Genomic DNA, 24,099 nt, shown 5'->3' with positions numbered 1-24,099 from the left:
GGCGTGGCGCGCGGCCGCACGCCTCCGCATGCCCACGACCCTCCAGGAGTCGTCGCACTCGGCGCCGACTGCGACGACTCCTGGCTTCTCGACGCTGCGGGCCCCGCGCGTCCCTGAGCACCTTCCGATTGTTGACGTGAACATGTACAGTCGGCCGTCAGGGCGCGTTCACGTGAACATGCCCGCATTTCGATGGCGAAAGAGAGACCGCATCAATGTCGATGTCCTTCAGAAGGGTCGCCGCGCTCGCCACGAGCGCCGCCCTGGCCACAGGAGCACTGCTGGCGATCCCCGCCGCAGCGGCCCCCGCTCAGGCCGCGGACGCGTTCCGCATCACGCCGAACCCCGCCGCCGCCGGTGAGGCGTTCGAGGGCTGGGGCACCAGCCTCGTCTGGTTCGCGAACGCGACCGGCGATTATCCCGAGGCCCTCCGCGAGGACCTCTACCAGAAGGTCTTCGGCGACAGCGGCCTCGACCTCAACATCGCCCGCTACAACATCGGCGGCGGCAACGCCTCCGATGTGAAGGACTACCTCCGCCCGGGCGGCGCCGTCGAGGGCTGGTGGAAGCCGAACCCGGCCGGCGACGCGTCGACCTACGGCGGCACCTCCACGAAGCTCGCCGACCGCGACGCGCTCCTGGCGAAGTGGAACGCGGACGACCCCGCCTCCTACGACTGGACCGCCGACGAGACGCAGCGCTGGTGGGTCGAGAGGCTCGCCGAGGAGAAGCAGATCTCGCACTGGGAGGCGTTCTCCAACTCCGCCCCGTACTTCATGACCGAGAGCGGCTACGTGACGGGCGGCTTCGACGGCAACAGCGAGCAGCTGAAGCCCGCCGCCGAGGAGCAGTTCGCGAAGTACCTCGTGAAGGTCACCGAGCACATGGAGGACGAGTACGGCATCGAGTTCGACACGCTCGACCCCTTCAACGAGCCGAACACGAACTACTGGAGCACCCAGCTCTCCAACGGCGTCCCGACCGGCGGACGCCAGGAGGGCATGCACGTCGGCCCGACGCGCCAGGCGGGTCTGATCCCCGACGTCACCGCCGCGCTGGACGCTTCGACCACCGACGCCGGCCTCGCCGCGATGGACGAGACCAACCCCGACATCTTCGCCACGAACTGGGCCGCCTACTCCGCCGCGATCCGCGCCGAGGTCGACCGGATGAACGTCCACACCTACGGCACCTCGGGCCGCCTCAAGGTCCGCGACCTCGCGAAGCAGGCCGACACCGACCTGTGGATGAGCGAGATCGAGGGCAACTGGGTCACCGGCTTCGACCCCACCAACATGGAGAACGGCCTCGGCATCGCCGGCCGCATCAACGACGACCTGCGCGAGCTCGAGCCGAAGGCGTGGGTGCTCTGGCAGCCCGTCGAGGACTACTACAACATGCAGCAGCCCAAGCCCAAGGGCGAGAACCTCAACTGGGGCTCCGTCTACATCGACCTGGACTGCAAGCCGTACCAGGAGAACGGGACCGAGGTCTGGAAGTCGGTCCGCCGCGTCGCCGACGCCGGTGGCGACTCCACCAAGGCCCCGGTCTGCGGCGTCGAGACGAACTCGAAGTTCAACACCATCCGGAACTTCACCAAGTTCATCCACGAGGGCGACCACCTGATGCCCTCCAACGACAGCTCCTCCACCGCCGCCGTCCGCGGCGACGGCTCGGGCGCGACCGTCGTGCACACCAACAGCACCGCGACCGAGAAGACCGTCGTGCTCGACCTCTCCCGCTTCGGCACCATCGCCGACACCGCGACGGTCACCCCGTACGTCACCACGAAGGCCTCCTCGGCCGCCGCTCCCACGAGCAACGCCCTGGTCGCCAAGACGCCGGTGAGCGTCGACCGCATCTCCCGCACCGCCACGATCACCGTGCCCGCCAAGTCGGTCACGAGCTTCTCGATCGACGGAGTCTCGGGAGTCGCCGACTCCGCCCCCGCCCTGCGCGACGGCCACCGCTACCAGCTGGTCGGCACCCAGAGCGGCAAGGCCCTGACCGGCAACCCCTCGGGCGCCGCGACCACGATCACCGGCCTCGCCACCGACTCCGCCACGGCCGCCAAGCAGACCTGGACGGTCCGCGAGGTCGCCGCCGGCGAGCGCGAGGCCACCCGCCGCGTCGTCCTCGTCAACGGCGACGGACGCGTGCTCGGAGCCACGACCGCCGGCACCGACCTGCGCTCGCTGTCCGTCGACACGGCGAAGACGACCGCCGCGACCCGCTGGATCGTCAACACCACCGACGGCGTGAACTTCTCGCTCGTCAACGAGTCGATCGCCCAGTCGCTCGACGTGAACGGCGGCTCCAGCGCCGACAACGCGTCGGTCGGCGTCTACACCTCCAACGGCGGAGCGAACCAGTCGTGGTCCCTCCGCGACCTCGCCCCGACCGCCGGCCAGACGATCGCCGTCCGCACCACCGCGGGCGTCGCTCCGACCCTGCCCGCGAGCATCACCCCGCAGTACTCCTGGGGAGCCGGCGCACCGCTCGCCGTCACCTGGCAGCGCCCCGCCGACTCGGCGTACGGCGCGACCGGCCGCGTCGAGGTGCCCGGCACCGCGACCGACCTCTACGGCCAGACGATCACGGTCACCGCGCTCGTCGACGTCGGCGGACTGACCGCGACCGACCCCGTGTCGGTCACGGCCGCCGCGGGCGCCTCGGTCGCCGGAGTGAAGGCCTCGGCCCCGACGACGGTCCCCGCCCGCGTGGGCGCCTCGGCCAGCACCTTCCCGGTGCCGGTCGTCTGGGACTGGACGCCGCTCACCACCGCCTCCCTCGCCCGGGCCGGGCAGGTGACGGTCTCGGGAACGGCGACCGCCGACGGCGCGACGCTCCCCGCCACGCTCACGGTGCTCGTCACCACGGGCACGCTCCGCAACTTCAACCCGGACGCCGGCATCGTCGCGACCGCGTCGTCGTCGGAGTCGGGCTACGGACCGGAGCGCACCCGCAACGGCGTGGACGGCGACAAGGGCTGGTCGAACTGGACCAACGGCACCAAGGCCGCGCAGAGCTCGCTGACCTACACCTTCCCCTCGACCCACCAGGTCGAGAAGGTGTCGGTGCAGTTCCTGGCCGACGGCGGCACCAGCTGGGCGCAGACCTACCAGCTGCAGTACCAGGCCGCTGACAGCACGACCTGGACCGCGGTCCCCGGCTACGAGTCGGCCGTGGCCCTCGCGTCGCCGGCCGGCGGAACGGCTCCGACCCTGGTCGCGTCGTTCGCGCCCGTCACGGCCAAGGCCTTCCGCGTCGTGATGAACGCCTACGACAACACGCACCTGATCGTGGCCGAGACCAAGCTCTACGAGTCGGTCGCCTCGCCCGCCGCGGTCGCCACGCTGGGCGCCCTGCGCGTCGGAGGAGCGGGCATCGCCGGGTTCGACCCGGCCCGCACCTCCTACGCGGTCACCGTCGAGGGCACGGCGATGCCGGTGATCGGAGCAGTGGCGACCGACTCGGCGGCCACCGTGCGGATCACCCAGCCGACGACGGCGAACGGCGGAGTCGCGACCATCGCGGTCCGCGCGGCCGACGGCTCCGTCACCTCGACCACGACGGTGACGGTGACCCTGAAGGCGCCCGCCGCCCTCGCGGTCGCGGTCACGGCGACCACCCGCTGCATCGCCGGCAAGGTGACGCTCACCGTCGCGGCGAAGAACGAGTCCGGCGTGCCGGTCTCGATGACCATCGCGACGCCCTCCGGGTCGAAGCAGGTCACCGGAGTCGCGCCCGGCGCGAGCGGCAGCGCCGCGTTCACCACGCGCGCGGCCTCGGTGCCGGCCGGCCAGGCCACCGTCACCGCGACGGGCAAGGTCGACGGTGAGCAGGTCACCTCGGTGGCGACGGGAGCGTACGCGGCCCGCAGCTGCTGACGCCCCCTCCGACACGGACCGCCTCCGCCCCTCCGGGGACGGGGGCGGTCCGTCGTTCATCGGGAGCGGCGCTGCGGGGGCGGCACGTCGCGGGATCCCGATGCGCCCGCGGCGCGGGCTACTCGATCAGCATGGATCCGTGCCGGTCGGGCAGCCGCACACCTCCGCGCCGGTGGAGCGACCGCGCACCCCCATGCCGGTCGACCGGCCGCGGCACGCGGCGCATCGAGACGCCGCTCAGTGCCCCGCGGCCGCCTCGTCGCGGGTGCGCAGGCGCGAGACGCCCATCACGACGGCGGCGATGACCAGACCCAGCACGAGGCCGAAGATCATCGAGACGAAGGTGTCGGCCAGCCAGATGACGACCGGGCCCGCGCCCTCGACCGCGTGGGTGACGACGTGCACGAGGTCGTACGGACCGTGCCACACCGTCTCGGCGAGGTTCGCGACGACGAGGTGCCCGCCGACCCAGAGCATGGCGAGCGTCCCGATGATGCTGATCGCGCGGAACACGACCGGCATCGACGCGACGATCCTCGCCCCGGTGCGCCGCACGCCGCGGGCCGCGTTCTTCATCAGGCGCAGGCCCACGTCGTCGATCTTCACGAGCAGCGCGACGGCGCCGTAGACGAGCACGGTCATCCCGAGCCCGACGACCAGGAGCGCGCCGAGCGTGGGCCAGATCCCGAAGTCGGGGTCGAGGCCGTCGAGCGCGATCAGCATGATCTCGGTGCTCAGGATGAGGTCGGTGCGGATGGCGCCGAAGACGAGCTTCTTCTCGTCGCGCGCCTCCGTCTCGTGGCCGCCGTGCGAGACGCCGAACCACTCGAGCACCTTCTCCGCCCCCTCGAAGCAGAGGAACGCGCCGCCGAGGATGAGCAGGTACGGCAGCACCTGCGGCGCGAACGCCGAGAGCAGCAGCGCCAGCGGGATGATGATGACGAACTTGTTGAACAGGCTCCCCAGCGCGATCCGCCCGACCACCGGCAGCTCCCGCGCGGGCGTGAGGCCCTGCACGTACTGCGGAGTGACGGCCGCGTCGTCGATCACGACGCCCGCCGTCTTGGCGCTCGCCTTCAGGGCGGCGGTGAGGATGTCATCGACAACCGCGAGCAGGCCGACCGACATGTGCGTCTCCTTGGAGGTCCGGGGTGAGAGGGCTCACAGTATCGCGAGCTCCGCGGTCGAGCGGGCACGGGGAGGGGCGTGGGTGCGGCAGAGGGGGTCCGGTGCAGGGGATCTCGGTACGCCGGCGGGGCCGGCTCCTCGATCAGCGTGAAGGGCGGGAGGGCTCGGCGGGGCGGGCTCCGCGGAAGCGTCAGGAGGCGGCGGGGGCCGGGCCGGTGCTCTCGCGGACGATGAGGCGGGTCGGCACGAGCGAGACGCCGGTGCGCTCGCCCGACTCGAGCTCGCGCAGGAGGATGTCGACCGAGCGGCGGCCCGTGTCCCCGAAGAACTGGCGCACCGTCGTGAGAGGCGGCCAGAAGCTCGCCGACTCCTGCATGTCGTCGAAGCCCGCGACGCTCACCTCGCCGGGCACGGCGCGTCCGGCCTCGTGCAGGGCGCGCAGCACGCCGAGCGCCATCTGGTCGTTGGCGGCGAAGATCGCGGTGACCTCCGGATCGGCGGCGAGCCGCTTGCCGAGGCGGTAGCCGGAGTCGGTGGACCAGTCGCCGACCAGCACCTCCGGCACCGGGGCGCCGCGCTCGATCAGGGTCGACTCCCACGCCTCGTGGCGGCGCTCGGCGGAGTAGGAGCGGTCGGGACCGGCGATGTGGTGCACGGTGCGGTGGCCGAGTCCGAGCAAGTGCTCGACGGCCTGGCGGGCGCCCGACATCTGGTCGGTGTCGACCACCGGGTACTTCTCGCCGCCGGCGGAGTCGACGACCACCACGGGCAGTTCCGGCGGGAGGACGATGTCGGCCTCGTCGAGCAGGTGCGCCTCGACGATGATGATGACGCCGTCGACCGCTTCCTCGCTCAGCCGGTGGAACGCGACCGACACCTCGCCCTGGGTGGGGTGGGAGACGGGGATGAGGGTGATCGAGTAGCCCGCGTCGGCGGCCGCGATCGCGATGGCGTCGAGGGTGCGCATGTTGCCGAACGAGGACAGCGTGAACATGATCACGCCGATGCTGTGGAAGCGGCCCGTCCGCAGGGCCCGCGCCGCGCTGTTGGGCCGGTAGCCGAGGGCCCGCATCGCCTCGAGGACCCGCTCGCGCGTCTCGCCGTCGACGTTCTGCTTGCCGTTCGACACCCGCGAGACCGTCTGGCCCGAGACGTTCGCGCGCCGGGCCACGTCGGCCATCGAGACGCCGCGTCGCGGCCGGGTGGACGGGGACGGGCGGTCGGTCTCGAGTGACATGGGCTTCCCTTTATAGCGCGCCGCCCGTCAGCCGTGGTGCATCGTGCGCCGAACCGTGACGCAGGAACAGTCGCGGGTGGCGACGTGGACATGCTACGGTGACGCTCTGCCATGTTGACGTGAACATGACGGGCCCGCACTACTCCCCGAACGGAATCCCATGACGACGACGTCTCCCCCCGTCCCGCTGAGCGAGGTCGCCCCTCCGGCGTCCCCCCTCGCGGCCCCGAAGTCGCGGGCGAAGAGCGAGTGGAAGGGCCTGGCGTTCGTCGCCCCCTTCCTCGTCGTCTTCCTCCTGGTCTTCATCGCCCCGGTCGTCTACTCCATCTACCTCAGCCTCTTCCGCGAGCAGCTGGTGGGCGGTAACTCCTTCGTCGGCTTCGCGAACTACGCCGCGATCTTCACCGACCCGAACTTCTGGGAGGGCTTCGGCCGCGTCCTGCTGTTCCTCGTCGTGCAGGTCCCCGTGATGCTCGTGCTGGCCCTCGTCGCGGCCCTCGCGATCGACAGCGGCCGCCTCCACGGCACCGGCTTCTTCCGCATCGTGGTCTTCCTCCCCTACGCCGTCCCCGCGGTCGTCGCGGTGCTGATGTGGGGCTTCATCTACGGCGACAACTTCGGCCTGGCCGCGAACGTCAACGACCTGCTCGGCTCCGACGTCGTCCAGCCCTTCTCGCGCGACTGGATCCTCGCCTCGATCGGCAACATCGTCACGTGGGAGTTCGTGGGCTACAACATGCTCATCTTCTACTCCGCGCTGAAGACGATCCCCGGCGAGCTCTACGAGGCGGCCGAGATCGACGGCGCCGGCCCGATGCGCGTCATCCGCTCGATCAAGCTGCCCGCCCTGCGCGGCGCGATCGTCATCGCCACGATCTTCTCGATCATCGGCAGCTTCCAGCTGTTCAACGAGCCGAACATCCTCCGGACGCTGGCGCCGAACATCATCACCACCTACTTCACCCCGAACATGTACGCCTACAACCTGTCCTTCGCCGGTCAGCAGTACAACGCGTCGGCCACGGTCGCCATCGTCATGGGCGTGATCACCGCGGTGATCGCCTACGTCGTGCAGCTCCGCGGCGCGCGGAAGGAGAACTGATGGCCCTCGCGACCGCTCCCCGGACGCCCGCCCGCGCCCCGAAGCGCCCGGCCGCCCGCCGCGGCTCCTCGGTGCAGCCCAAGAAGTCGATCGCCTTCACCCTGCTGATGTCGGTCTTCATCCTCTACAGCCTCGTGCCGCTGGCCTGGCTGGTCATCAACGCGACGAAGACGCAGGCCGGCCTGCTCTCGAGCTTCGGCCTCTGGTTCGACGGCGACTTCGTCTTCTTCCAGAACATCGCCGACACCCTCAGCTACCGCGACGGGATCTTCCTCCGCTGGCTCGGCAACACCCTGCTCTACGTCGTCGTCGGCGCCGGAGGAGCGACGCTCCTGGCCACGCTCGCCGGCTACGGCCTCGCGAAGTTCCGCTTCACGGGCCGCAAGGCGGTCTTCGCCGTGGTGCTCGGAGCGATCGCGGTCCCCGGCACGGCCCTCGCCGTCCCGACGTTCCTCATGTTCAGCCAGCTCGGCCTGACCAACACCCCGTGGGCGATCATCATCCCCTCGCTGATCAGCCCGTTCGGCCTGTACCTGGTGTGGGTCTACGCGGTGGAGTCGGTGCCCACCGAGCTGCTCGAAGCGGCGCGGATGGACGGGGCGGGCGAGTTCCGCACCTTCTTCACCATCTCCATCCGCCTCCTCGCCCCCGGCATCGTGACCGTGCTGCTGTTCTCGGTCGTCGCGACCTGGAACAACTACTTCCTCCCGCTGATCATGCTGAGCGACCCCACCTGGTACCCGCTCACCGTCGGCCTCAACCAGTGGAACGCGCAGGCCACCGGCGTCAGCGCGCAGCCGATCTACAACCTCGTGATCACGGGCTCGCTCCTCACGATCATCCCCATCGTCGTCGCCTTCCTCGGACTCCAGCGCTTCTGGCAGTCCGGTCTGAGCGCCGGCAGCGTCAAGGGCTGAGCCCTCCCCCTACCCATCCCCCGGCCGGAGCGTCCTGCCCCGTCCACAGCACCCGCAGCACGAAGAAGTGAAGGGAAACACCACCATGAAGATCGCCCGTTCCGCCCTCAGGCGGACCCTGACGGTCGCGGCCGTCGCGGCCCTGGCCGCCGGCTCCCTCGCGGCCTGCTCGTCCACCTCAGGTGGCGGCACGACCACGAGCGCCGGCTCCGCCGCCGACCTCGACTCCGCCCTCGAGGCCGGTGGCAAGATCACGTACTGGAGCTGGACCCCCAGCGCCGAGGCGCAGGTCGCCGCGTTCGAGAAGGCCTACCCGAAGGTCGACGTCGAGCTCGTCAACGCCGGCACCAACAAGGACGAGTACACCAAGCTCGAGAACGCGATCAAGGCCGGCTCGGGCGCCCCCGACGTCGTCCAGATCGAGTACTACGCCATGCCGCAGTTCGCGCTGTCGGACTCGCTCCTCGACCTGTCGCAGTACGGCATGGGCGACCTCGAGGACAAGTACTCCGCCTCCACCTGGGGCAGCGTCAACATCGACGGCAAGCTCGTCGGACTCCCGCAGGACTCGGGCCCCATGGCGCTGTTCTACAACAAGACCGTCTTCGACCAGTACGGCATCGCCGTCCCCGCCACCTGGGACGAGTACGTCGCCGCGGCCGAGAAGCTGCACACCGCCGACCCGTCGAAGTACATCACCGCCGACACCGGCGACGCCGGCTTCGCGACCAGCATGATCTGGCAGGCGGGCGGCGAGCCGTTCACCACCGACGGCACGGACGTGAAGATCGACCTCGCCGACGAGGGCACCGCCAAGTGGACCGGCGTCTGGAACCAGCTCGTCGAGAAGAAGCTGCTCTCGGACACCCCCGCCTGGGGCGACGAGTGGTACAAGGGCCTCGCCGACGGCTCCATCGCCTCGCTGGTGACCGGCGCCTGGATGCCCGGCGTGCTGGAGTCCAGCGTCCCCGACGCCTCCGGCGACTGGGCCGTCGCGCCGATCCCGACCTACGACGGCACCGCCGTCAGCGCCGAGAACGGCGGTGGCGGCCAGTCCGTCACCAAGCAGAGCGAGAACCCGGCGCTGGCCGCCGCGTTCCTGCGCTGGCTGAACAGCGACCAGGCCTCGGTCGACGTCTTCCTGCAGAGCGGCGGATTCCCGTCGACCACGGCCGACCTCGACAGCTCGGACTTCACCGGTCAGGAGTCGGAGTACTTCGGCGGCCAGAAGATCAACGAGGTGCTGACCCAGGCCTCGAAGGACGTCCGCTCCGGCTGGTCGTACCTGCCCTACCAGGTCTACGCGAACAGCGTCTTCGGCGACACCGTCGGCCAGGCGTACGCCAACGGCACCAGCCTCGACCAGGGCCTCGCCGACTGGCAGAGCAAGCTCGTCCAGTACGGCAACGCGCAGGGCTTCACCGTCTCGGAGTAGCACCACTGCTCGACGCGGGGCCGGCCGGATCGCTCCGGTCGGCCCCGCGTCGTTCTCACGCTCGGACACTCCGGGCACCGATCCTGAGGGGGATCCAGATGACCACCGCTCCCGAGAGCCGCTTCGCCATCGGCACCGTCGACTTCGAGCTCGACGGCCGCCCGCACCGCATCCTGTCGGGGGCGCTGCACTACTTCCGCATCCACCCGGACCTCTGGGCCGACCGGATCCGCAAGGCCCGCCTGATGGGCCTGAACACCATCGAGACCTACGTCGCCTGGAACGCGCACGAGCCGCGCCGCGGCGAGTGGCGCGAGGACGCCGGGCTCGACCTGGGCCGCTTCCTCGACCTGATCGCCGCCGAGGGCCTGCACGCGATCGTGCGCCCCGGCCCCTACATCTGCGCGGAGTGGGACAACGGCGCCCTTCCGGCCTGGCTCTTCCGCGACCCCGAGGTGGGCGTGCGCCGCTCGGAGCCGAACTACCTCGCCGCGGTCAGCGACTACCTGCGCCGCGTGTACTCGATCGTGGCCCCGCGCCAGATCGATGCCGGCGGGCCCGTGGTCCTCGTGCAGATCGAGAACGAGTACGGCGCGTACGGCTCCGACAAGGAGTACCTGGCCGAGCTCGTGCGGGTGACCCGCGACTCCGGCATCACAGTGCCGCTGACCACCATCGACCAGCCCACTCCGCAGATGCTCGCCGACGGCAGCCTGCCGGGCCTGCACCTCACCGGCTCGTTCGGCTCGCGGACCACGGAGCGCCTCGCGACGCTGCGCGAGTTCCAGCCCACCGGGCCGCTGATGTGCATGGAGTTCTGGTGCGGCTGGTTCGACGACTGGGGCACCCAGCACCACACGACGGACGCCGACGCCTCCGCCCAGGAGCTCGACACGCTGCTCGCGGCCGGCGGCTCGGTCAACATCTACATGTTCCACGGCGGCACCAACTTCGGCCTGACCAGCGGCGCGAACGACAAGGGCCGCTACGCCGCGATCACGACGAGCTACGACTACGACGCCCCGCTCGACGAGGGCGGCGACCCGACCGCGAAGTTCTGGGCGTTCCGCGACGTCATCGCGCGCTATGCGCCGGTGCCGGAGGAGGTGCCCGCGGTGCGCCCGCCGGCCCCCGCCCTGACCGCTCCGCTCGTCCCCGGCCCGGCGCTGCTCGGCCTCGGCCAGGCGTTCGGACCGGCCGCGCACCTCGACGCGATGGCCAGCTTCGACGACCTCGGCCACGACGACGGCTTCGTGCTCTTCACGACGACGCTCGACGGCTCCTCCGCTCCGGCCCGCCTCGTGGTGGGCGAGGAGGTGCGCGACCGCGCCTGGGTGCTGCTGGACGGCGTGCCGGTGGGCGTGCTGGCGCGCGACCACCACGAGCGGGCGCTGACTCTGCCGAGCGGACGCGGCGAGCTCGCGATCCTGGTCGAGAACCAGGGCCGGGTGAACTACGGCACGCGCATCGGCGAGCACAAGGGCCTGATCGGAGGCGTGACGCTCGACGGCGCCCCGCTGACCGGCTGGGCGGCGCGTGCCCTCGCGCTGGAGTGCCTCCCCGACCTGGCCGTCGCGGCACCGGCGTTCTCGGCCGGACCGCAGCTCGCCTCCGGCTCGTTCGACCTCGACGAGCAGGCCGACCTGTACGTGGACACGCTGCACTGGGGCAAGGGCCTGGTCTGGGTGAACGGCTTCCTCCTCGGACGCTACTGGCGTCGCGGACCGCAGCGGACGCTGATCGTCCCCTCGCCGGTCACCCGCGCCGGCCGCAACCGCGTCGTGGTGCTGGAGCTGGAGGGCATCGCCGAGCCGGAGATCCGCCTGCTCGCGGGAGCCGAGCTCGGGCACACGGAGATCTGAGGTGCGGAGCGGAGGCGGCGGGAACGGCCTCGGAGGCATGGGTTCGCGGTTCCGGCCTCCGTTGTGCGGGCGGGGCCGGGCCGACTCCGATCCGCACGCGCTGCCGGACCGCCTCCGGTCTGCGGGTACCAGCGGGTCGCCACCGTCCTGCGGGCGGCGCCGGGCCGCCTCCGGGACGCGGGGCTCTGCTAGCCTCAGGCGCCCCGGTGCGGCGCCGGCGGGCGAAGGGGGAGACATGATGTCCAAGGCACTGCTGCGCACGACTCTGATCGGAGGCGCGCTGCTGCTCGCCCTCTCGGGCTGCGCGGGGACCGCGACGAGCGGGTCGACCCTCCGCCCGTTCACTCCGACGCTCCCCTCGTCGTCGGCCGCCCCGTCCGCCACCGCGACGGCCGCCGCCCCTGCCGCCGACACCGCTCAGAAGACCGGCGAGCAGGTGGCCGCCGTGCTGACCGGCGTGCAGTTCGTGCCCGGCGAGTACGCGAGCATCCAGGAGATGCTCGACTCGATCTACCCCGGCCTCACCGCGACCGACGCGAGCTGCCTCTCGCCGTTCGGCCTGGGCTGGGACACCGCGCAGCCCGCCGCCGGACTCTCGTACGGCACCAGCGCCGACCGCTCCATGACCGCCGTCGTGTCGAGCACCGGCACCGCCGACGCGGCCGCCTCGCTCCTCGCGAGCGCCACCGACGCGACCACGCGCTGCGCCTCCGGCTCGACGCTCTTCGCCATGCAGGGCGTGCCGGTCGAGACGACCGTCGAGCGCACCGAGCAGACGCTGACCGGCGCCGACGAGACGCTCGGCTGGAAGGTGTCCGGAGCCGTGGGCGGCAAGCCGTTCTCGCTCGTGGGCATCACCGCGCGCGTCGGCGGCGACGCGGTCGCGCTCGTGGGCTGGGACCCGACGACGAACACCTCGTACGTCCCGCGCGCGACGCAGCTCGTCGTCGACGGACTGTAGGGCGCTGGAGCGCTGGGCGCTGGACGCTGGACGCTCTGAGCTCTGGCTCTGAGCTCTGAGTCCTGCGCTCGGCCGTCCTCCCCTCCGCGAGAGTCCAGGAGTTGTCGCACTCGACGCCGAGTGCGACAACTCTTGAACAGTGGGCGGACGATCGGGCCGAGCGCCTGAGCTCAGAGCGCTGGTCGCTGCGCGTTGGGCTTCGGGCTTCGGGCTTCGGGCTTCGACGCTCGCTCCTCCGCGAGAGTCCAGGAGTCGTCGCAGTCGACGCCGAGTGCGACGACTCTTGAACAGTGGGCGGAGGATCGGGACGGAGCGGGCACCGGGCACCGGGCACCGGGCACCTCCCCGGGCTCCGGTCACCCCGCACCCGGCGCGGGAGCGCGGCTCAGGCCAGCCAGGAGAGGGTGCCGCCGTGGGCGGCCGCGCTCGCGAGCGGGACGCCGTCGGCGGCGAGCAGGAACGGGGTCGGCTCGGGAGCCGTGCGGTCCCCGCGCGCGGCGACGAGGTGCGGGAGCAGCGCCTCCGCCTCGAGCGTCACCAGGCTCGCGCCGCGATCGGCGACCGTCGCCAGGACGCTCTCGCGCGCGGCCCATGGCAGGTAGACCAGGGTCCCGAGCGAGACGACGACCGTCCGCAGACCCGGCGGCACCGCGTCGAGCAGGGCGGGCAGCTCGGCGGCCGCATCGCCCGCGACGATCGTGGGAGGGTCGTCCTGCAGAGTCTCCACGGCCGAGCGGAGCCGCGCGGTCCGCTCCGGGCGGTCGGGCGGGAGCAGTGCCTCCAACCAGGCGACGTCCTCGGGCGAGCGGACGTCGAGCGGCGCCAGGTCGAGCCCCCGGCGCCACGCGACGACCGGCAGCCGCCCCGGCGCCTCGCCTCCGCTCACTGCGCACCGCAGCAGAGGCGCGCCCGACCCGAGCCGCGTCTCGCCGTCGCTCGCCGTGACGGCGTAGGAGTACCGCTCCGGCGCCAGGCAGAGCCCTGCGGAGGCGCCGATCTCGACGAGCGCCACCGGCTCACCGGGCTCCGTGATCCGCTCCAGCGCCGCGACCAGGGGCGCGCACCGCAGCGCCTCGTTGGTCTGCGTCCTCCGCTCCGCCGCCACCGGCGCCACCCGCGCCCACTCGCTCCGGAGCCACGCGGCGAATCCGGCGCCGTCGACGTCGGGCACGCCGAGCAGCCGCGCGACCGAGAAGAGCAGGGACGGCTGCCGGTGCTGCGCGGGCAGCTCGTCGATCAGGGCGAGGAGGCGCGCATCCTCCGCGACGGCGAGCGCCCACTCGACCTGCTGCTCGGAGGTCTGCGCGAGCTCGACGGCGGCGCGGCGGAAGCGGTCGGCGGAGGAGGGCATGCCTCCATCCTGAGGGAGCGGCGGAACGGTGCCCGCATGCGGGCGGAGGACCTGCGCGCCGGGCAACGGCCCCGCCCCAGCGGATGTCGGTGGTCGCCGGTAGAACGGACTCATGTCCGACACCGCTCCGAACCCCGCGTCCGCGCCGGTCCGCGAGCGGCGCCTGCTCGACATCCGGCGGATCTACGCCGAGCCGGCCGCGCTCGAGCTGCCCCGCGGGCAGGAGGTCGTGGCGCGATGGCCGGGCGCCGAGATCGTTCCCGTCGAGTCGCACTGGCTGATCCCGGAGGTGCACGGCGACGAGGCGAACGTCGCGCGCTGGGTGCGCATCAAGACGGAGGCGCTCGTGCTCGGGGTGAAGAAGTCGCTCGTCACGCGCCCGAACGGCCGCTCGGCCGACTTCATCGCCCCCTCCACCGCCAACGGCTGCGCCATGGCGTGCGTCTACTGCTACGTGCCGCGGAGGAAGGGCTACAGCAACCCGATCACGCTCTTCACGAACATCGAGCAGATCCAGCGCCACCTCGCCCGGCACATCGCCAAGCAGGGCCCCAAGGCCGAGGCGAACCAGTGCGACCTGGAGGCCTGGGTCTACGACATCGGCGAGAACAGCGACTGCTCCGTCGACGCGCTGCTGAGCGAGAACGTCCGCGACCTCTGCGAGCTGTTCCGGATGTCGCCCACCGCCAAGGCGTCCTTCGCGACCAAGTACGTCAACCGCGAGCTCCTCGAGTGGGACCCGCTCGGGCGCACGCGCATCCGCTTCTCGCTGATGCCCGCCGAGACAGCGAAGGTCACCGACATCCGCACCTCGCCGATGGCCGAGCGGATCGCGGCGATCAACGACTTCGTCGACGCCGGCTACGAGGTGCACGTCAACTTCTCGCCGGTGATCCTCACCGAGACCTGGCAGCAGGACTGGACCGAGCTCTTCGACCAGCTCGACGCCGCCCTCCACCCGCGGGCGAAGGCGCAGCTCGCGGCCGAGGTGATCCTCCTCACCCACAACGAGGGCCTGCACGAGGTGAACCTCGGCTGGCACCCGAAGGCGGAGTCGCTGCTCTGGCAGCCGGGACGCCAGGAGCAGAAGGTCTCCGAGAACGGCGCCGTCAACATCCGCTACCGACGCGACCTCAAGCGCGCCGCCCTCGACCGCTTCCGCGCCCTCCTCGCCGAGCGCCTCCCCTACTGCCGCGTCCGCTACGCCTTCTGAGCTTCGGCACCCCCGCCGGAGCGGTGGCGCGACGACTCGCGCAGGAGCGCACCCTCCTCCTCCCGCACACGCCGAGACACCGCCGTCTCGCCGGGACACCACCGCCGAGGCGGCGTCTCGCGCACGAGCGCGCCGTCTCGACGCAGCCGCACCGCCCACCGGCGGCACCCCGCAACTGAGCCCCGGAGTCGCCCGGCTGGGAGTCCGCCCGGCGGCCGGGGCCACTGCTTCGCATTACGGATAGCGGCACGTGCCCTCCGAACGAGGGGCGTACTTTCGGAGAACAGCCGGAGGGACGGCCCGACCGCCCGACTCCACGGGCCTGCAGAGCAGGCGTCAGCGGGGATCGACGGCTCGGCGCGACGGCATCCGGACTCGACATCCCGGAGCCCGGCACCCCCGGCTCGACACTCCGGACACTCGACTCGGCGGCACAGCACACCCCGGGTCCTGCTCCCCACGAACACCCCCCACCATCTCGCACTCCCCCTCCCGGCGGCACTCGCCGGGGCACCTCACAGTCGCGGTCGGCACCCGCGACACAGCACAGAACGGCGGCACGCACCATGGGCGCTCTCCTCTACGGCACTCCCCCCACCTCGCACGAGATCGACGACCGCGCGCTCGCGCACCTCCAGATCGTCATGATCAACAAGTTCCGTCGCGACGAGGCGTTCGCCTTCCAGCTCGACGCCTCGAGCGCGCACGGCACCGGACGCCAGACGCTCTGGCTGCACCCGACCATCCCTCTCCAGTTCTCGTTCCACGGAAGCCGCATGCCGGCGATCAACGCCACCTGGGTGCGCGCACTGATGGAGGAGGCCAACAGCGGCCGGGGCCTGCGGATCGTCACCGAGCCGGCGCAGCAGCCCGAGTCCTCCGGGCTCACGCACGCTGCCTGAGCGCGCCGTGTCCAGGCGCGACGACGACGAGCCGATGGAGGTCACCGACTTCGTCGAGCTCGCCGGTGCGGTGCACGACGACGCGGGCTTCGAGTGCTCCTCCACTGTCGACGGTGTGACGGGCGCGCTCTGCGTGCTGCCCGACTCCCTGGTGCTGCGGAGCGCCGGCACCGGCGACTCGACCCGCGTCGGCACCCGCGACATCCGCTCCTGGCGGGCCACTCCGGCGGGCGCCACCTTCTCGCTCGCCGTGGAAGCCGGAGCGCGGCACACCGTGGTGCTGCTCACGCAGTTCCACGCGGCGACCGTCCAGGCCATGACCCGCGCCGCCGGACCCGCGACTGGTTTATCCGCTTAACGAATTCCCCGTTCGGGGCACGCGGCGAGGAGCGCTCCTCGTGCGACCCTGATCGGGATGAACGAGAAGGACGAGGTCATGCGCTCCGACATCGGCGGGCGTGACATCGAGCAGGCGCGGGCCCTCTTCGAGCAGTCGTACAACGGGCACCGCTTCGTCGTCGAGCCCGGCGAGGACTTCTCGTACCGCTACACCTCCGTCGGCGACGGCGACGTGACGCTCCGCGGCAGCCAGTTCGCCGGCTCCGTGCAGGGCTCGATCCAGACCGAGGGCGAGTACGTCGTCTCGTGGCTGACCGCCGGCGCGGGCGTCACCGATCTCGACGGCGACGCGGTGACCCTCGGATTCGGGCAGCCGGCGATCTTCGTCAACAACCGTCCCAGCCGGTTCGAGTTCCACGACTACCGCCAGAACCTCATCCACTTCGACGGCGCGTACCTCGAGGGCATCGCGGAGGAGGTCGAGGGCACCCGCGGCCCCCTCCTCTTCGACACGACCTCACGGCCCGAGGGCGCGGCGCTGCGGCGCTGGTCGGCGACCGTCGCGACGGTCGCCCGGGTGATCTACGACGCCGACAGCTCGCCGCTGCTGCGCCGCGAGGCCGACCGCGCGGTCGCCGTCGCCCTGCTCGAGACCTTCCCGCACTCGACGCTGGACACCCCCGGCGACCTCCGAGTACCCCGCTCGGGGCGCCTCCGCCAGGCTATCGAGTACATGTACGAGCACGCCCACGAGCCGCTCCGGACCGAGCAGATCGCCGACGCGGCGGGCATCGGCCTGCGGACGCTGCAGACCGAGTTCCGGCGCGAGTTCGGCTTCACCGCGGTCGACTACCTGCGGCGGATCCGGCTGGACGGCGTGCAGAAGGAGCTGCGGGCGGGCGAGTCCAGAGTCGTCAGCGTCAGCGAGGTCGCACGGCGCTGGGGCTTCGCGCACCTCGGCCGGTTCTCGGCCTCGTACGCCCACCGCTTCGGCGAGCGCCCCAGCACCACGCTCGACACCTGAGGCGTCAGAGGTAGTCGGTCCCGCCGTCGTCCTCGCTGTCGTCGCCCTCGCCGCGCGGCTGCACGGTCGGCCGCGCGGGCTGGAGCCGTCGGGTCTTCTCGCGCATCGACTCCACCGCCTCCGGGTCGTCGAGGTCGACGCCGCGGTCGAGCGCCGGGCTGGTGAAGAGCTGGCTGGCCGGTCCGACCAGGAGACGGGTCTCGCCTCGCAGCCCCTCGTCCGAGAGCGACGGCACCACGACCAGGTCCGACTTCCCCACGTTCGCCAGCGCCTGCGCGTACTCGACGACCGCCGAGCACACCTCGTCGCCCAGCAGCACGAATCCGCTCGCGTAGTACAGCTTCTGCATCTCGCCCTCCCCTGGATCCCGGACCGCCCCTCCGGTCGGCCCGTCCCCGACGCTAGGACGGCGCCGACCGGGCGCCCCACCCCTTGACGGGGGTGGGGCGGAGGGGTCAGAGTCCGCGCGGAACGGGCAGTCGCAGCGCGGTCGCGAGCGCCTCGACGACGCGGGTCGCGCGCACGTCGCCGACCCCCTCCATCCGGTTGGTGAGGAACGCGAAGCCGACTCCCGCGTCCGGGTCGGCGAAGGCGACCTGTCCGCCCGCGCCGTCGTGCCCGAAGCCGCTCGGAGTGAGGCGGCCTACCAGGCGGTCGCGGAGGCGGGGCTCTCGATCCCCGGCGACGTCGCCGTGGTGTCGTTCGACGACGACGAGCTGGCCGCCTACCTCCGCCCCGGGCTGACGACCGTGGCGCTGCCGCACGAGGAGATGGGCCGCCGGGCGGTCGAGCTGCTGCTGAGCGGCGCGCTGGGCGAGCGGGTGCTGGTGCCGATGCCGCTGGTGGAGCGGGCGTCGACGCGGGCGGCACCGGAGTCGCCCTGGTAGTCGTCGGGCGAGAGGGTCATGCCGCTCGCGACGAAGTCGGCGGTCGCCGCGCAGTCCGTGACGACGACGTCGCCGTCGGAACGCGCGAGCCCGTAGAGGCAGACGGACTCGTCGGCGAGCTCCGCGGCCGAGAAGGAGTCGAGGCTGAGGGTGGCGAAGTAGTCGACTCCGGCGATGCTGCCCAGGTAGCGCGTCGGCCCCCAGTGGAAGACGCGGAGGCTCGCGAGGGTCGACAGCGGGCGCGTGGCGACGTCGTCGGGGACGGCCCAGGGCTCGGTGAAGACCTCCAGCGACGGGCGAGGGGCCAGCGCGACGGAGGCGGCCGTGCCGAGGGCGGCGAGCCCGAGCACGGCGACGAGGGCGGCGATCACCCCGAGGCGGCGGCGCGGGCGGGGCGTGGCGGAGGTGCGGGAGTCGGCGTCGTCGCCTCCGGTGGTCTCGCCGGTCTCGTCCCCACCGGTCCGGTCGCTCGCCGTCTCGCGGCCGATCCGGCCCTGGGCCGCTGCGGGCCCGACGGACGCGGCCAGTCCCGCGACCGCGGCGTCGAGCGCCTCCTCCCGCTCGCGGCGCTGCGCCCGCAGCAGTGCCAGCTCCTCGAGCGCCGCGGGGTCCGCCTCCGCGCTGAACGCCCGGCGCTCGAGCGCGGCCCGCTGCCTCCGCTCCTCCGGCGACGCGCCGTCGCGGCGCCGCTGCAGGGCGGCCCGGCCCCGACCGCGACCGCCCAGGGCCGCGTCGAGCGCCTCCTCCGTCGCGGGATCGAGCTCGTCGAGCAGAGTCGCCGCGCGCGCAGGCGTGACCGCGGTGCCGACGGACGCCGGCACGTCAGCCCCGGTCGCGGACGGCGCGCGCCAGCGACTCGAGGCGCTCCCGGTACTCCGGCCACCACTCCTCCGGCACCGGCGGGAGGTTGTCGCCGGGCGTCCGGAGCCCGACCCGCCCGTCGACCAGCTCGCGGACGATGTCGGCGTGGCCCGCGTGCCGGTGCGTCTCCGCGGTGATGTGGACGAGGATCCGGTGCAGCGTCACGTCGCGGTTCGTCCACCAGGGGACCTGCCCGGGAGCGTCGAGCGGGAGGGCCGCGACCGTCGCGTCGGAGTGGGCCCATACGCGGCGGTACAGCGCGACGACGTCGGCCAGGGACTCGTCGGCCGTCGCCCACATGTCCGAGTTCGGCTCCGACTCGTCCTCCATCCACGGCATCGGCTCCGGGAACGGCCGCCCGAACACGGCGCCGAGGTAGCCCGCCTCGGTGCCCGCCACGTGCTTCACCAGGCCGAGCAGGTTCGTGCCCGTCGAAACCAGCGGCCGCCGCACGTCGTACTCGTCGAGCCCGTCGAGCTTCTGCAGCAGGGCGTCGCGCCCCTCCTGCAGGTAGCGGAGGAGGGTCTGCTTCGCGTCGTCGCTCATCCCCCCAGCCTGCCGCGCCCGTCCGAGCCGCGCCAGAGCGGTACCGGAGCCGCGCCGTGCTCAGACCGCAGGAAGGATCGCCCCGCGGGCACCGGGATCCGCGGATCCACGGCCCGCCGGAGCGATCCTTCCAGCGTTGTGCACGGGTCAGGCCGGGACGCCCGCTCCCGCCCGCTGGACCCGCGTGCCGACGAGGCGCTGCGAGGAGGCGTCGACAGCGGCGGCCGGGCCGACCAGCTCGAGCGCCGCCTCCGTCTCGCGCGTCGCGCAGTCCGGGCCCACCCACAGCTCGACGCGGCCGGGCTCGACGATCCGCACGGCCTCGCGTCCGGTGAAGGCCAGGCGCGCGGCCGGGACCTCGAAGCGGACCTCCGCCTCCTCGCCGGGCTCGAGCGCGACCCGCGCGTAGCCGAGCAGCTGCGCCACCGGCCGGGTCACGCTCGCGAACACGTCGCGGGCGTACAGCTGCACCAGGTCGGTGCCCGCCCGCTCGCCCGTGTTGCGCACGCGCACGGTCGCCGTGAAGGAGCCGTCCGTCGGGGCGGACTCGTCGACCGCCAGCTCCGTCCGGGCGAAGGCCGTGTACGAGAGGCCGTGGCCGAACGGCCGCACCGGCGTGCTGTCGGCGGAGGTCACGTCCGACGGCCCGCCGAGGATCGGGTGCAGGTACGAGAACGGCTGCGCTCCGGCGGAGCGCGGCAGCGAGACCGGCAGGTGGCCGGAGGGGTCGACCCGTCCCGAGACGACGCCCGCGATCGCGCCGGCGCCCTCCTCCCCCGGGAAGAACGCCTGCAGCACGGCGGCGGGAGCCGACGGCCCGTCGAGCGCCCAGCCCACGGCGTAGGGGCGGCCGGTCAGCAGCACGAGCACGACCGGGGTCCCCGTCGCCACGACGGCCTCGACCAGCTCGCGCTGGCGGCCCGGGAGCTCGAGGCTCTCGACGTCGTTGCCCTCGCCGACCGTGCCGCGGCCGAACAGGCCCGCCCGATCGCCGACGACCACGATCGCCACCTCGGAGTCGGCGGCCGCCCGGACCGCCTCGGCGATCCCGGAGGCGTCGTCGCCCTCGACCGAGCAGCCCTCGGCGAGCAGCAGCTCGGCCGAGCCGAACTCGCCGGCCAGCGCGTCCGCGACCGTCGGGATCTCGAAGCCCAGCGGCACGCCCGGGTGGTGCGCCAGCACGTGGTTGGCGAAGGAGTAGCAGCCCATGAGCGCGGGCGCGCTGTCGGTGTTGGGACCGATCAGCGCGAGGCGGCGCGGCGCAGCGAGCGGCAGGACGCCGTCGTTGGCGAGCAGCACCACCGACTCCTCGGCCAGGCGGCGGGCGATGTCGCGGTGGGCCGGCGAGTCGAGGTCGATCGACTCGGGGGCGTCGTCGAAGCGCGCGTCGAGCAGTCCGAGCCGCTCCTTCTGCGCGAGCACCCGCAGCACGGCCCGGTCGACGAGCGCCTCGTCGGCCTCCCCGGCCCGGATCCGCGCGGCCAGCGGAGCGAGGAACGCGTCGCCCGTGGGCAGCTCCACGTCGATCCCCGCGGCGAGCGCCAGCTCGGCCGCCTCGCCCAGATCGGCGGCGACCGCGTGCATGAGGTGGAGGAACGCGACCGAGAAGTAGTCGGCGACGACCACGCCGTCGAAGCCCCAGCGCTCGCGCAGCACGCCCGTGAGGTAAGCGGGCGTCGCTCCGACCGGGTCCCCGTCGATCTCGGCGTAGGAGTTCATCACCGAGCGGGCGCCCCCGTCGCGGATCGCCATCTCGAACGGCGGCAGCAGCACGTCCGCGATCTCGCGCGGTCCGGCGTGCACCGGCGCGTGGTTGCGGCCGCCGCGGGAGGCGGAGTAGCCGATGAAGTGCTTCAGCGTCGCGTCGACGCCGGTGGACTGCAGCCCCTGCACGTACGCGGTGCCGATCGTGCCGACGACGTACGGGTCCTCGGCGATGCACTCGTCGACCCGGCCCCAGCGGGGGTCGCGGATCACGTCGAGCACGGGCGCCAGGCCCTGGTGGATCCCGAGCTCGCGCATCGAACCGCCGATCACGGCGCCGAGCTCGGCCACGAGCTCCGGGTCGAAGGAGGCGCCCCAGGCGAGCGGAGTCGGGAACGTCGCGGCCTGCCAGGCGGCGAGCCCGGTCAGGCACTCCTCGTGGACGATCGCCGGGATGCCCAGCCGCGTCTCCTCGACGAGTCGGCGCTGCTCCGCCCACAGCCAGCGGGCGCGCTCGAGCGGATCGACGGGGCGCGTGCCGTAGACGCGGGTCAGCTGGCCGATCCCCTCGCGGGTCGCCTCGGCGTACCCGGTCGAGGTGGCCATCTCTCCGGCGAGCGGGGCGACGACCTCGCCGCCCTGGTCGACCCAGTAGCCGACCAGCTGGGAGAGCTTCTCCTCCAGCGTCATCCGGCCCAGCAGCTCGGTGGTGCGGGCGGACGGGGCCTGGGGATCCTCTGGTGCGTGCGGTGCGGTCACGGTGCGACCCTCTCTGCGGGTGGGGCGACGGGTGCGGGCGGGACGGGGGACGCGGCGGACGGGCGGAGCGATCCGCTCATCCCTTCACCGCCCCCGTCAGCCCGCCGACGATGCGGCGCTCGAAGACGCTGAAGAAGATCAGCGCCGGGATCATCGACAGCGACACGAAGGCGAGCACCTTCGCCGTGTCGACCGAGTACTGCGACGAGAACGCCTGGACTCCGAGCGGGAGCGTGAAGGTGGACTCGTTGTTGAGGATGAACAGGGGCAGCAGGTAGCTGTTCCAGCTCGCGATGAACGCGAGGATCCCCGTGGTGATCACGCCGGGCATCGCCAGGCGCACGACCATCCGGAAGAAGAAGCCGATCCGGCTGCAGCCGTCGATGAAGGCCGCCTCCTGGATCTCGTCCGGGATCGCGCGGAGGAACGGCACCAGGATGATGATCGTGGTCGGCAGGCCGAACGCGATCTGCGGCAGCACCACTCCGGCGAGCGAGTTCATCAGGCCGAGGCTCTTGATCACCAGGTAGAGAGGAGTGATCGCCACGGTCATCGGGAACATCAGGCCGGCGGCGAAGAGCGCGTAGAACACGCCGCGCCCGGTGAAGTCGTAGCGGGCCAGGACGTAGCTCGCCATCAGGCCGAGCACGACCACGCCGAGCGTCGTCGCGAGGCCGGCGATGGTGGAGTTGCCGACCTCCTGCCAGAAGACGCCGCCGGTGATCACGTCGAGGTAGTTCTGCACGTTCCACGGCGAGGGCAGGCCCGCCGGGTCGGTGGTGATCTGCGCGTTCGTGCGGAAGCCGCCGAGGATGATGTACGCCACCGGGGCGAGCATCAGCGCGATCACGACGATCGCCACGACGTAGGCGATCGTGGTGCCGCGGCCCAGGGGCTGCCGGCGCTGCTTCACCGCGAGAGGCCGAGGGGTCTCCGGAGTGATCGGCGGGGCCGTCATCGTCGTGCCGGTCATCGCTTGTCTCCCGTCAGTGCGCCCGCCGTGTCGCGCCGGAGCACGAAGCGCTGGTAGAGCAGCGCCACCACGAGCGAGATCAGGAACAGGACCACCGCGACGGCGTTCCCGTACCCGTAGTTGCCGGCGTTGCGGCCGTTGGTGACCAGGTAGATCGCCATGGTCGAGGTGCCCGCGGTCGAGGACACGTACTGGCCCCAGATGATGTAGACGAGGTCGAACAGCTGCAGTGCGCCGATGATCGACAGGAACGCCCAGATCCGCAGGGTCGGCGCGAGCAGGGGCAGGGTGATCCGCCGCTGCACCTGCCAGTAGGAGGCGCCGTCGATGGCCGCGGCCTCGGACAGCTCCTCGGGGATGCCCTGCAGACCCGCGAGGAAGAGGATCACGGCGAAGCCGATGTACTTCCACGTGATGATCAGCATCAGCGTCCAGATCGCGATCGCCGGATCCGAGAGCCAGTCCTGCTTCAGCGCGCCGAGGCCGACCTTCTCGAGCAGGCCGTTGACCGCGCCGCTGGTCTGGAGCATCAGGCTCCAGCCGGTGCCGACGACGACCTCCGAGATCACGTACGGCACGAAGATCAGGACGCGGATGATCGACTGCCCGCGCAGCTTGCGGTTCAGCAGCAGCCCCAGGAGGATCGCGACCGGCCCCTGGAGCACGAGCGAGAGCACCACGATGATGCCGTTGTGCGCGAGGGCGTCGTGGAAGGTGGGGTCCTGCAGGATCGTCAGGTAGTTGCGGAAGCCGACGAAGTCCGTCGGCACTCCGTAGCCCTGCCAGCTGAAGAAGCCGTAGTAGGCCGCCATCACGACCGGGAAGATCACGAAGGCGAGGAAGACGATCAGCGCCGGGCCGACCAGGAGCGCGATCTCGAAGCGCCCAGCCCAGCCCACGCTGCGGCGGCGGCGGCGCACCGGAGGCGTCGAGGTGACGCCTCCGGTGCGCGCGGTCCCGCGGGGCTCATCCACTCCGAGGAGCGGGCTCTCGCGGAGTGCCATGGTG

Annotated in this window: 20 protein-coding genes; 10 read left to right on the top strand and 10 right to left on the bottom strand. The window is 72.2% G+C overall.

Annotated features, from left to right (window positions below):
- Nucleotides 1-221: 221 nt before the first annotated feature.
- Nucleotides 222-3,890, top strand: a complete 3,669-nt coding sequence (locus C5B93_RS09695) for a glycoside hydrolase (RefSeq protein WP_181068374.1) — start codon at nucleotides 222-224, stop codon at nucleotides 3,888-3,890.
- 237 nt (nucleotides 3,891-4,127) lie between these two features.
- Here the strand turns inward: C5B93_RS09695 and C5B93_RS09690 are convergent, their stop codons facing one another.
- Nucleotides 4,128-5,018, bottom strand: coding sequence for a DUF808 domain-containing protein (locus C5B93_RS09690; RefSeq protein WP_104292357.1), 891 nt, complete (start codon nucleotides 5,016-5,018; stop codon nucleotides 4,128-4,130).
- A 190-nt stretch (nucleotides 5,019-5,208) separates the two neighbouring features.
- Nucleotides 5,209-6,255 carry a LacI family DNA-binding transcriptional regulator gene (locus C5B93_RS09685; protein WP_146078473.1) on the bottom strand — a complete coding sequence of 349 codons (1,047 nt, stop codon included), beginning with the start codon at nucleotides 6,253-6,255 and terminating at the stop codon, nucleotides 5,209-5,211.
- A gap of 160 nt (nucleotides 6,256-6,415) precedes the next feature.
- Between C5B93_RS09685 and C5B93_RS09680 the strand changes: the two genes are divergently transcribed.
- The 5 genes from C5B93_RS09680 (at nucleotide 6,416) to C5B93_RS09660 (ending at nucleotide 12,532) form a co-directional block, all read left to right on the top strand.
- A complete protein-coding gene (locus tag C5B93_RS09680) occupies nucleotides 6,416-7,357 on the top strand; it encodes a carbohydrate ABC transporter permease (protein ID WP_104223405.1) in 942 nt (313 codons plus the stop codon).
- 107 nt (nucleotides 7,358-7,464) lie between these two features.
- A complete protein-coding gene (locus tag C5B93_RS09675; protein WP_258062773.1) occupies nucleotides 7,465-8,274 on the top strand; it encodes a carbohydrate ABC transporter permease in 810 nt (269 codons plus the stop codon).
- An 85-nt stretch (nucleotides 8,275-8,359) separates the two neighbouring features.
- Complete coding sequence (locus C5B93_RS09670; protein WP_104223423.1) at nucleotides 8,360-9,709, top strand: sugar ABC transporter substrate-binding protein; 1,350 nt, start codon at nucleotides 8,360-8,362, stop codon at nucleotides 9,707-9,709.
- Nucleotides 9,710-9,807: 98 nt separating this feature from the next.
- Nucleotides 9,808-11,571, top strand: coding sequence for a beta-galactosidase family protein (locus tag C5B93_RS09665; protein WP_104292356.1), 1,764 nt, complete (start codon nucleotides 9,808-9,810; stop codon nucleotides 11,569-11,571).
- A 235-nt stretch (nucleotides 11,572-11,806) separates the two neighbouring features.
- Nucleotides 11,807-12,532, top strand: coding sequence for a hypothetical protein (locus C5B93_RS09660; protein WP_104349472.1), 726 nt, complete (start codon nucleotides 11,807-11,809; stop codon nucleotides 12,530-12,532).
- A 385-nt stretch (nucleotides 12,533-12,917) separates the two neighbouring features.
- Here C5B93_RS09660 and C5B93_RS09655 read toward each other — a convergent pair whose 3' ends face one another.
- Nucleotides 12,918-13,883 carry a DUF2332 family protein gene (locus C5B93_RS09655; RefSeq protein ID WP_104234092.1) on the bottom strand — a complete coding sequence of 322 codons (966 nt, stop codon included), beginning with the start codon at nucleotides 13,881-13,883 and terminating at the stop codon, nucleotides 12,918-12,920.
- A 112-nt stretch (nucleotides 13,884-13,995) separates the two neighbouring features.
- On the opposite strand from C5B93_RS09655, the gene C5B93_RS09650 reads away from it, so the two are divergent.
- The 4 genes from C5B93_RS09650 to C5B93_RS09635 all read left to right on the top strand — a co-directional run bounded on the left by C5B93_RS09650 (nucleotide 13,996) and on the right by C5B93_RS09635 (nucleotide 17,361).
- A complete protein-coding gene (locus C5B93_RS09650) occupies nucleotides 13,996-15,096 on the top strand; it encodes a spore photoproduct lyase family protein (RefSeq protein ID WP_104292353.1) in 1,101 nt (366 codons plus the stop codon).
- 566 nt (nucleotides 15,097-15,662) lie between these two features.
- Nucleotides 15,663-15,998 carry an ATP-dependent DNA ligase gene (locus C5B93_RS09645; RefSeq protein ID WP_104223411.1) on the top strand — a complete coding sequence of 112 codons (336 nt, stop codon included), beginning with the start codon at nucleotides 15,663-15,665 and terminating at the stop codon, nucleotides 15,996-15,998.
- A 7-nt stretch (nucleotides 15,999-16,005) separates the two neighbouring features.
- Nucleotides 16,006-16,356, top strand: a complete 351-nt coding sequence (locus tag C5B93_RS09640; protein WP_104258085.1) for a hypothetical protein — start codon at nucleotides 16,006-16,008, stop codon at nucleotides 16,354-16,356.
- 57 nt (nucleotides 16,357-16,413) lie between these two features.
- On the top strand, nucleotides 16,414-17,361 hold the full coding sequence (locus C5B93_RS09635; RefSeq protein WP_104292352.1) for an AraC family transcriptional regulator: 948 nt from the start codon (nucleotides 16,414-16,416) through the stop codon (nucleotides 17,359-17,361).
- A gap of 4 nt (nucleotides 17,362-17,365) precedes the next feature.
- Here the strand turns inward: C5B93_RS09635 and C5B93_RS09630 are convergent, their stop codons facing one another.
- From C5B93_RS09630 to C5B93_RS09605, 7 genes are all read right to left on the bottom strand, one after another.
- Nucleotides 17,366-17,710, bottom strand: a complete 345-nt coding sequence (locus C5B93_RS09630; RefSeq protein ID WP_104223414.1) for a hypothetical protein — start codon at nucleotides 17,708-17,710, stop codon at nucleotides 17,366-17,368.
- 106 nt (nucleotides 17,711-17,816) lie between these two features.
- Entirely contained in the window at nucleotides 17,817-18,125 is a 309-nt protein-coding gene (locus tag C5B93_RS17890; RefSeq protein WP_146078844.1) for a serine hydrolase, read from the bottom strand.
- On the bottom strand, nucleotides 18,086-19,069 hold the full coding sequence (locus C5B93_RS17885; protein ID WP_374953140.1) for a hypothetical protein: 984 nt from the start codon (nucleotides 19,067-19,069) through the stop codon (nucleotides 18,086-18,088). The genes C5B93_RS17890 and C5B93_RS17885 overlap by 40 nt, the downstream gene beginning before the upstream one ends.
- A gap of 1 nt (nucleotide 19,070) precedes the next feature.
- Nucleotides 19,071-19,655 carry a DinB family protein gene (locus C5B93_RS09620; protein WP_104292350.1) on the bottom strand — a complete coding sequence of 195 codons (585 nt, stop codon included), beginning with the start codon at nucleotides 19,653-19,655 and terminating at the stop codon, nucleotides 19,071-19,073.
- A gap of 147 nt (nucleotides 19,656-19,802) precedes the next feature.
- On the bottom strand, nucleotides 19,803-22,049 hold the full coding sequence (locus C5B93_RS09615; protein ID WP_104292349.1) for a glycoside hydrolase family 3 N-terminal domain-containing protein: 2,247 nt from the start codon (nucleotides 22,047-22,049) through the stop codon (nucleotides 19,803-19,805).
- A 145-nt stretch (nucleotides 22,050-22,194) separates the two neighbouring features.
- Nucleotides 22,195-23,076, bottom strand: a complete 882-nt coding sequence (locus tag C5B93_RS09610; RefSeq protein WP_104292389.1) for a carbohydrate ABC transporter permease — start codon at nucleotides 23,074-23,076, stop codon at nucleotides 22,195-22,197.
- A gap of 11 nt (nucleotides 23,077-23,087) precedes the next feature.
- Entirely contained in the window at nucleotides 23,088-24,095 is a 1,008-nt protein-coding gene (locus C5B93_RS09605; RefSeq protein WP_104292348.1) for a carbohydrate ABC transporter permease, read from the bottom strand.
- Nucleotides 24,096-24,099: the final 4 nt, after the last annotated feature.

It is taken from the genome of Rathayibacter sp. AY1A2 (assembly GCF_002930935.1).
Classification (GTDB): domain Bacteria; phylum Actinomycetota; class Actinomycetes; order Actinomycetales; family Microbacteriaceae; genus Rathayibacter.
This window is presented reverse-complemented; position numbering and strand designations above follow the sequence as displayed.

Bases quoted from the DNA above. Each gene is read 5' to 3' on its own strand.
- C5B93_RS09695 (WP_181068374.1), top strand. From the start codon at position 222: ATGTCCTTCAGAAGGGTCGCCGCGCTCGCCACGAGCGCCGCCCTGGCC.
- C5B93_RS09690 (WP_104292357.1), bottom strand. From the start codon at position 5,018: ATGTCGGTCGGCCTGCTCGCGGTTGTCGATGACATCCTCACCGCCGCC.
- C5B93_RS09685 (WP_146078473.1), bottom strand. From the start codon at position 6,255: ATGTCACTCGAGACCGACCGCCCGTCCCCGTCCACCCGGCCGCGACGC.
- C5B93_RS09680 (WP_104223405.1), top strand. From the start codon at position 6,416: ATGACGACGACGTCTCCCCCCGTCCCGCTGAGCGAGGTCGCCCCTCCG.
- C5B93_RS09675 (WP_258062773.1), top strand. From the start codon at position 7,465: ATGTCGGTCTTCATCCTCTACAGCCTCGTGCCGCTGGCCTGGCTGGTC.
- C5B93_RS09670 (WP_104223423.1), top strand. From the start codon at position 8,360: ATGAAGATCGCCCGTTCCGCCCTCAGGCGGACCCTGACGGTCGCGGCC.
- C5B93_RS09665 (WP_104292356.1), top strand. From the start codon at position 9,808: ATGACCACCGCTCCCGAGAGCCGCTTCGCCATCGGCACCGTCGACTTC.
- C5B93_RS09660 (WP_104349472.1), top strand. From the start codon at position 11,807: ATGATGTCCAAGGCACTGCTGCGCACGACTCTGATCGGAGGCGCGCTG.
- C5B93_RS09655 (WP_104234092.1), bottom strand. From the start codon at position 13,883: ATGCCCTCCTCCGCCGACCGCTTCCGCCGCGCCGCCGTCGAGCTCGCG.
- C5B93_RS09650 (WP_104292353.1), top strand. From the start codon at position 13,996: ATGTCCGACACCGCTCCGAACCCCGCGTCCGCGCCGGTCCGCGAGCGG.
- C5B93_RS09645 (WP_104223411.1), top strand. From the start codon at position 15,663: ATGGGCGCTCTCCTCTACGGCACTCCCCCCACCTCGCACGAGATCGAC.
- C5B93_RS09635 (WP_104292352.1), top strand. From the start codon at position 16,414: ATGAACGAGAAGGACGAGGTCATGCGCTCCGACATCGGCGGGCGTGAC.
- C5B93_RS09630 (WP_104223414.1), bottom strand. From the start codon at position 17,710: ATGCAGAAGCTGTACTACGCGAGCGGATTCGTGCTGCTGGGCGACGAG.
- C5B93_RS09620 (WP_104292350.1), bottom strand. From the start codon at position 19,655: ATGAGCGACGACGCGAAGCAGACCCTCCTCCGCTACCTGCAGGAGGGG.
- C5B93_RS09615 (WP_104292349.1), bottom strand. From the start codon at position 22,049: ATGACGCTGGAGGAGAAGCTCTCCCAGCTGGTCGGCTACTGGGTCGAC.
- C5B93_RS09610 (WP_104292389.1), bottom strand. From the start codon at position 23,076: ATGACGGCCCCGCCGATCACTCCGGAGACCCCTCGGCCTCTCGCGGTG.
- C5B93_RS09605 (WP_104292348.1), bottom strand. From the start codon at position 24,095: ATGGCACTCCGCGAGAGCCCGCTCCTCGGAGTGGATGAGCCCCGCGGG.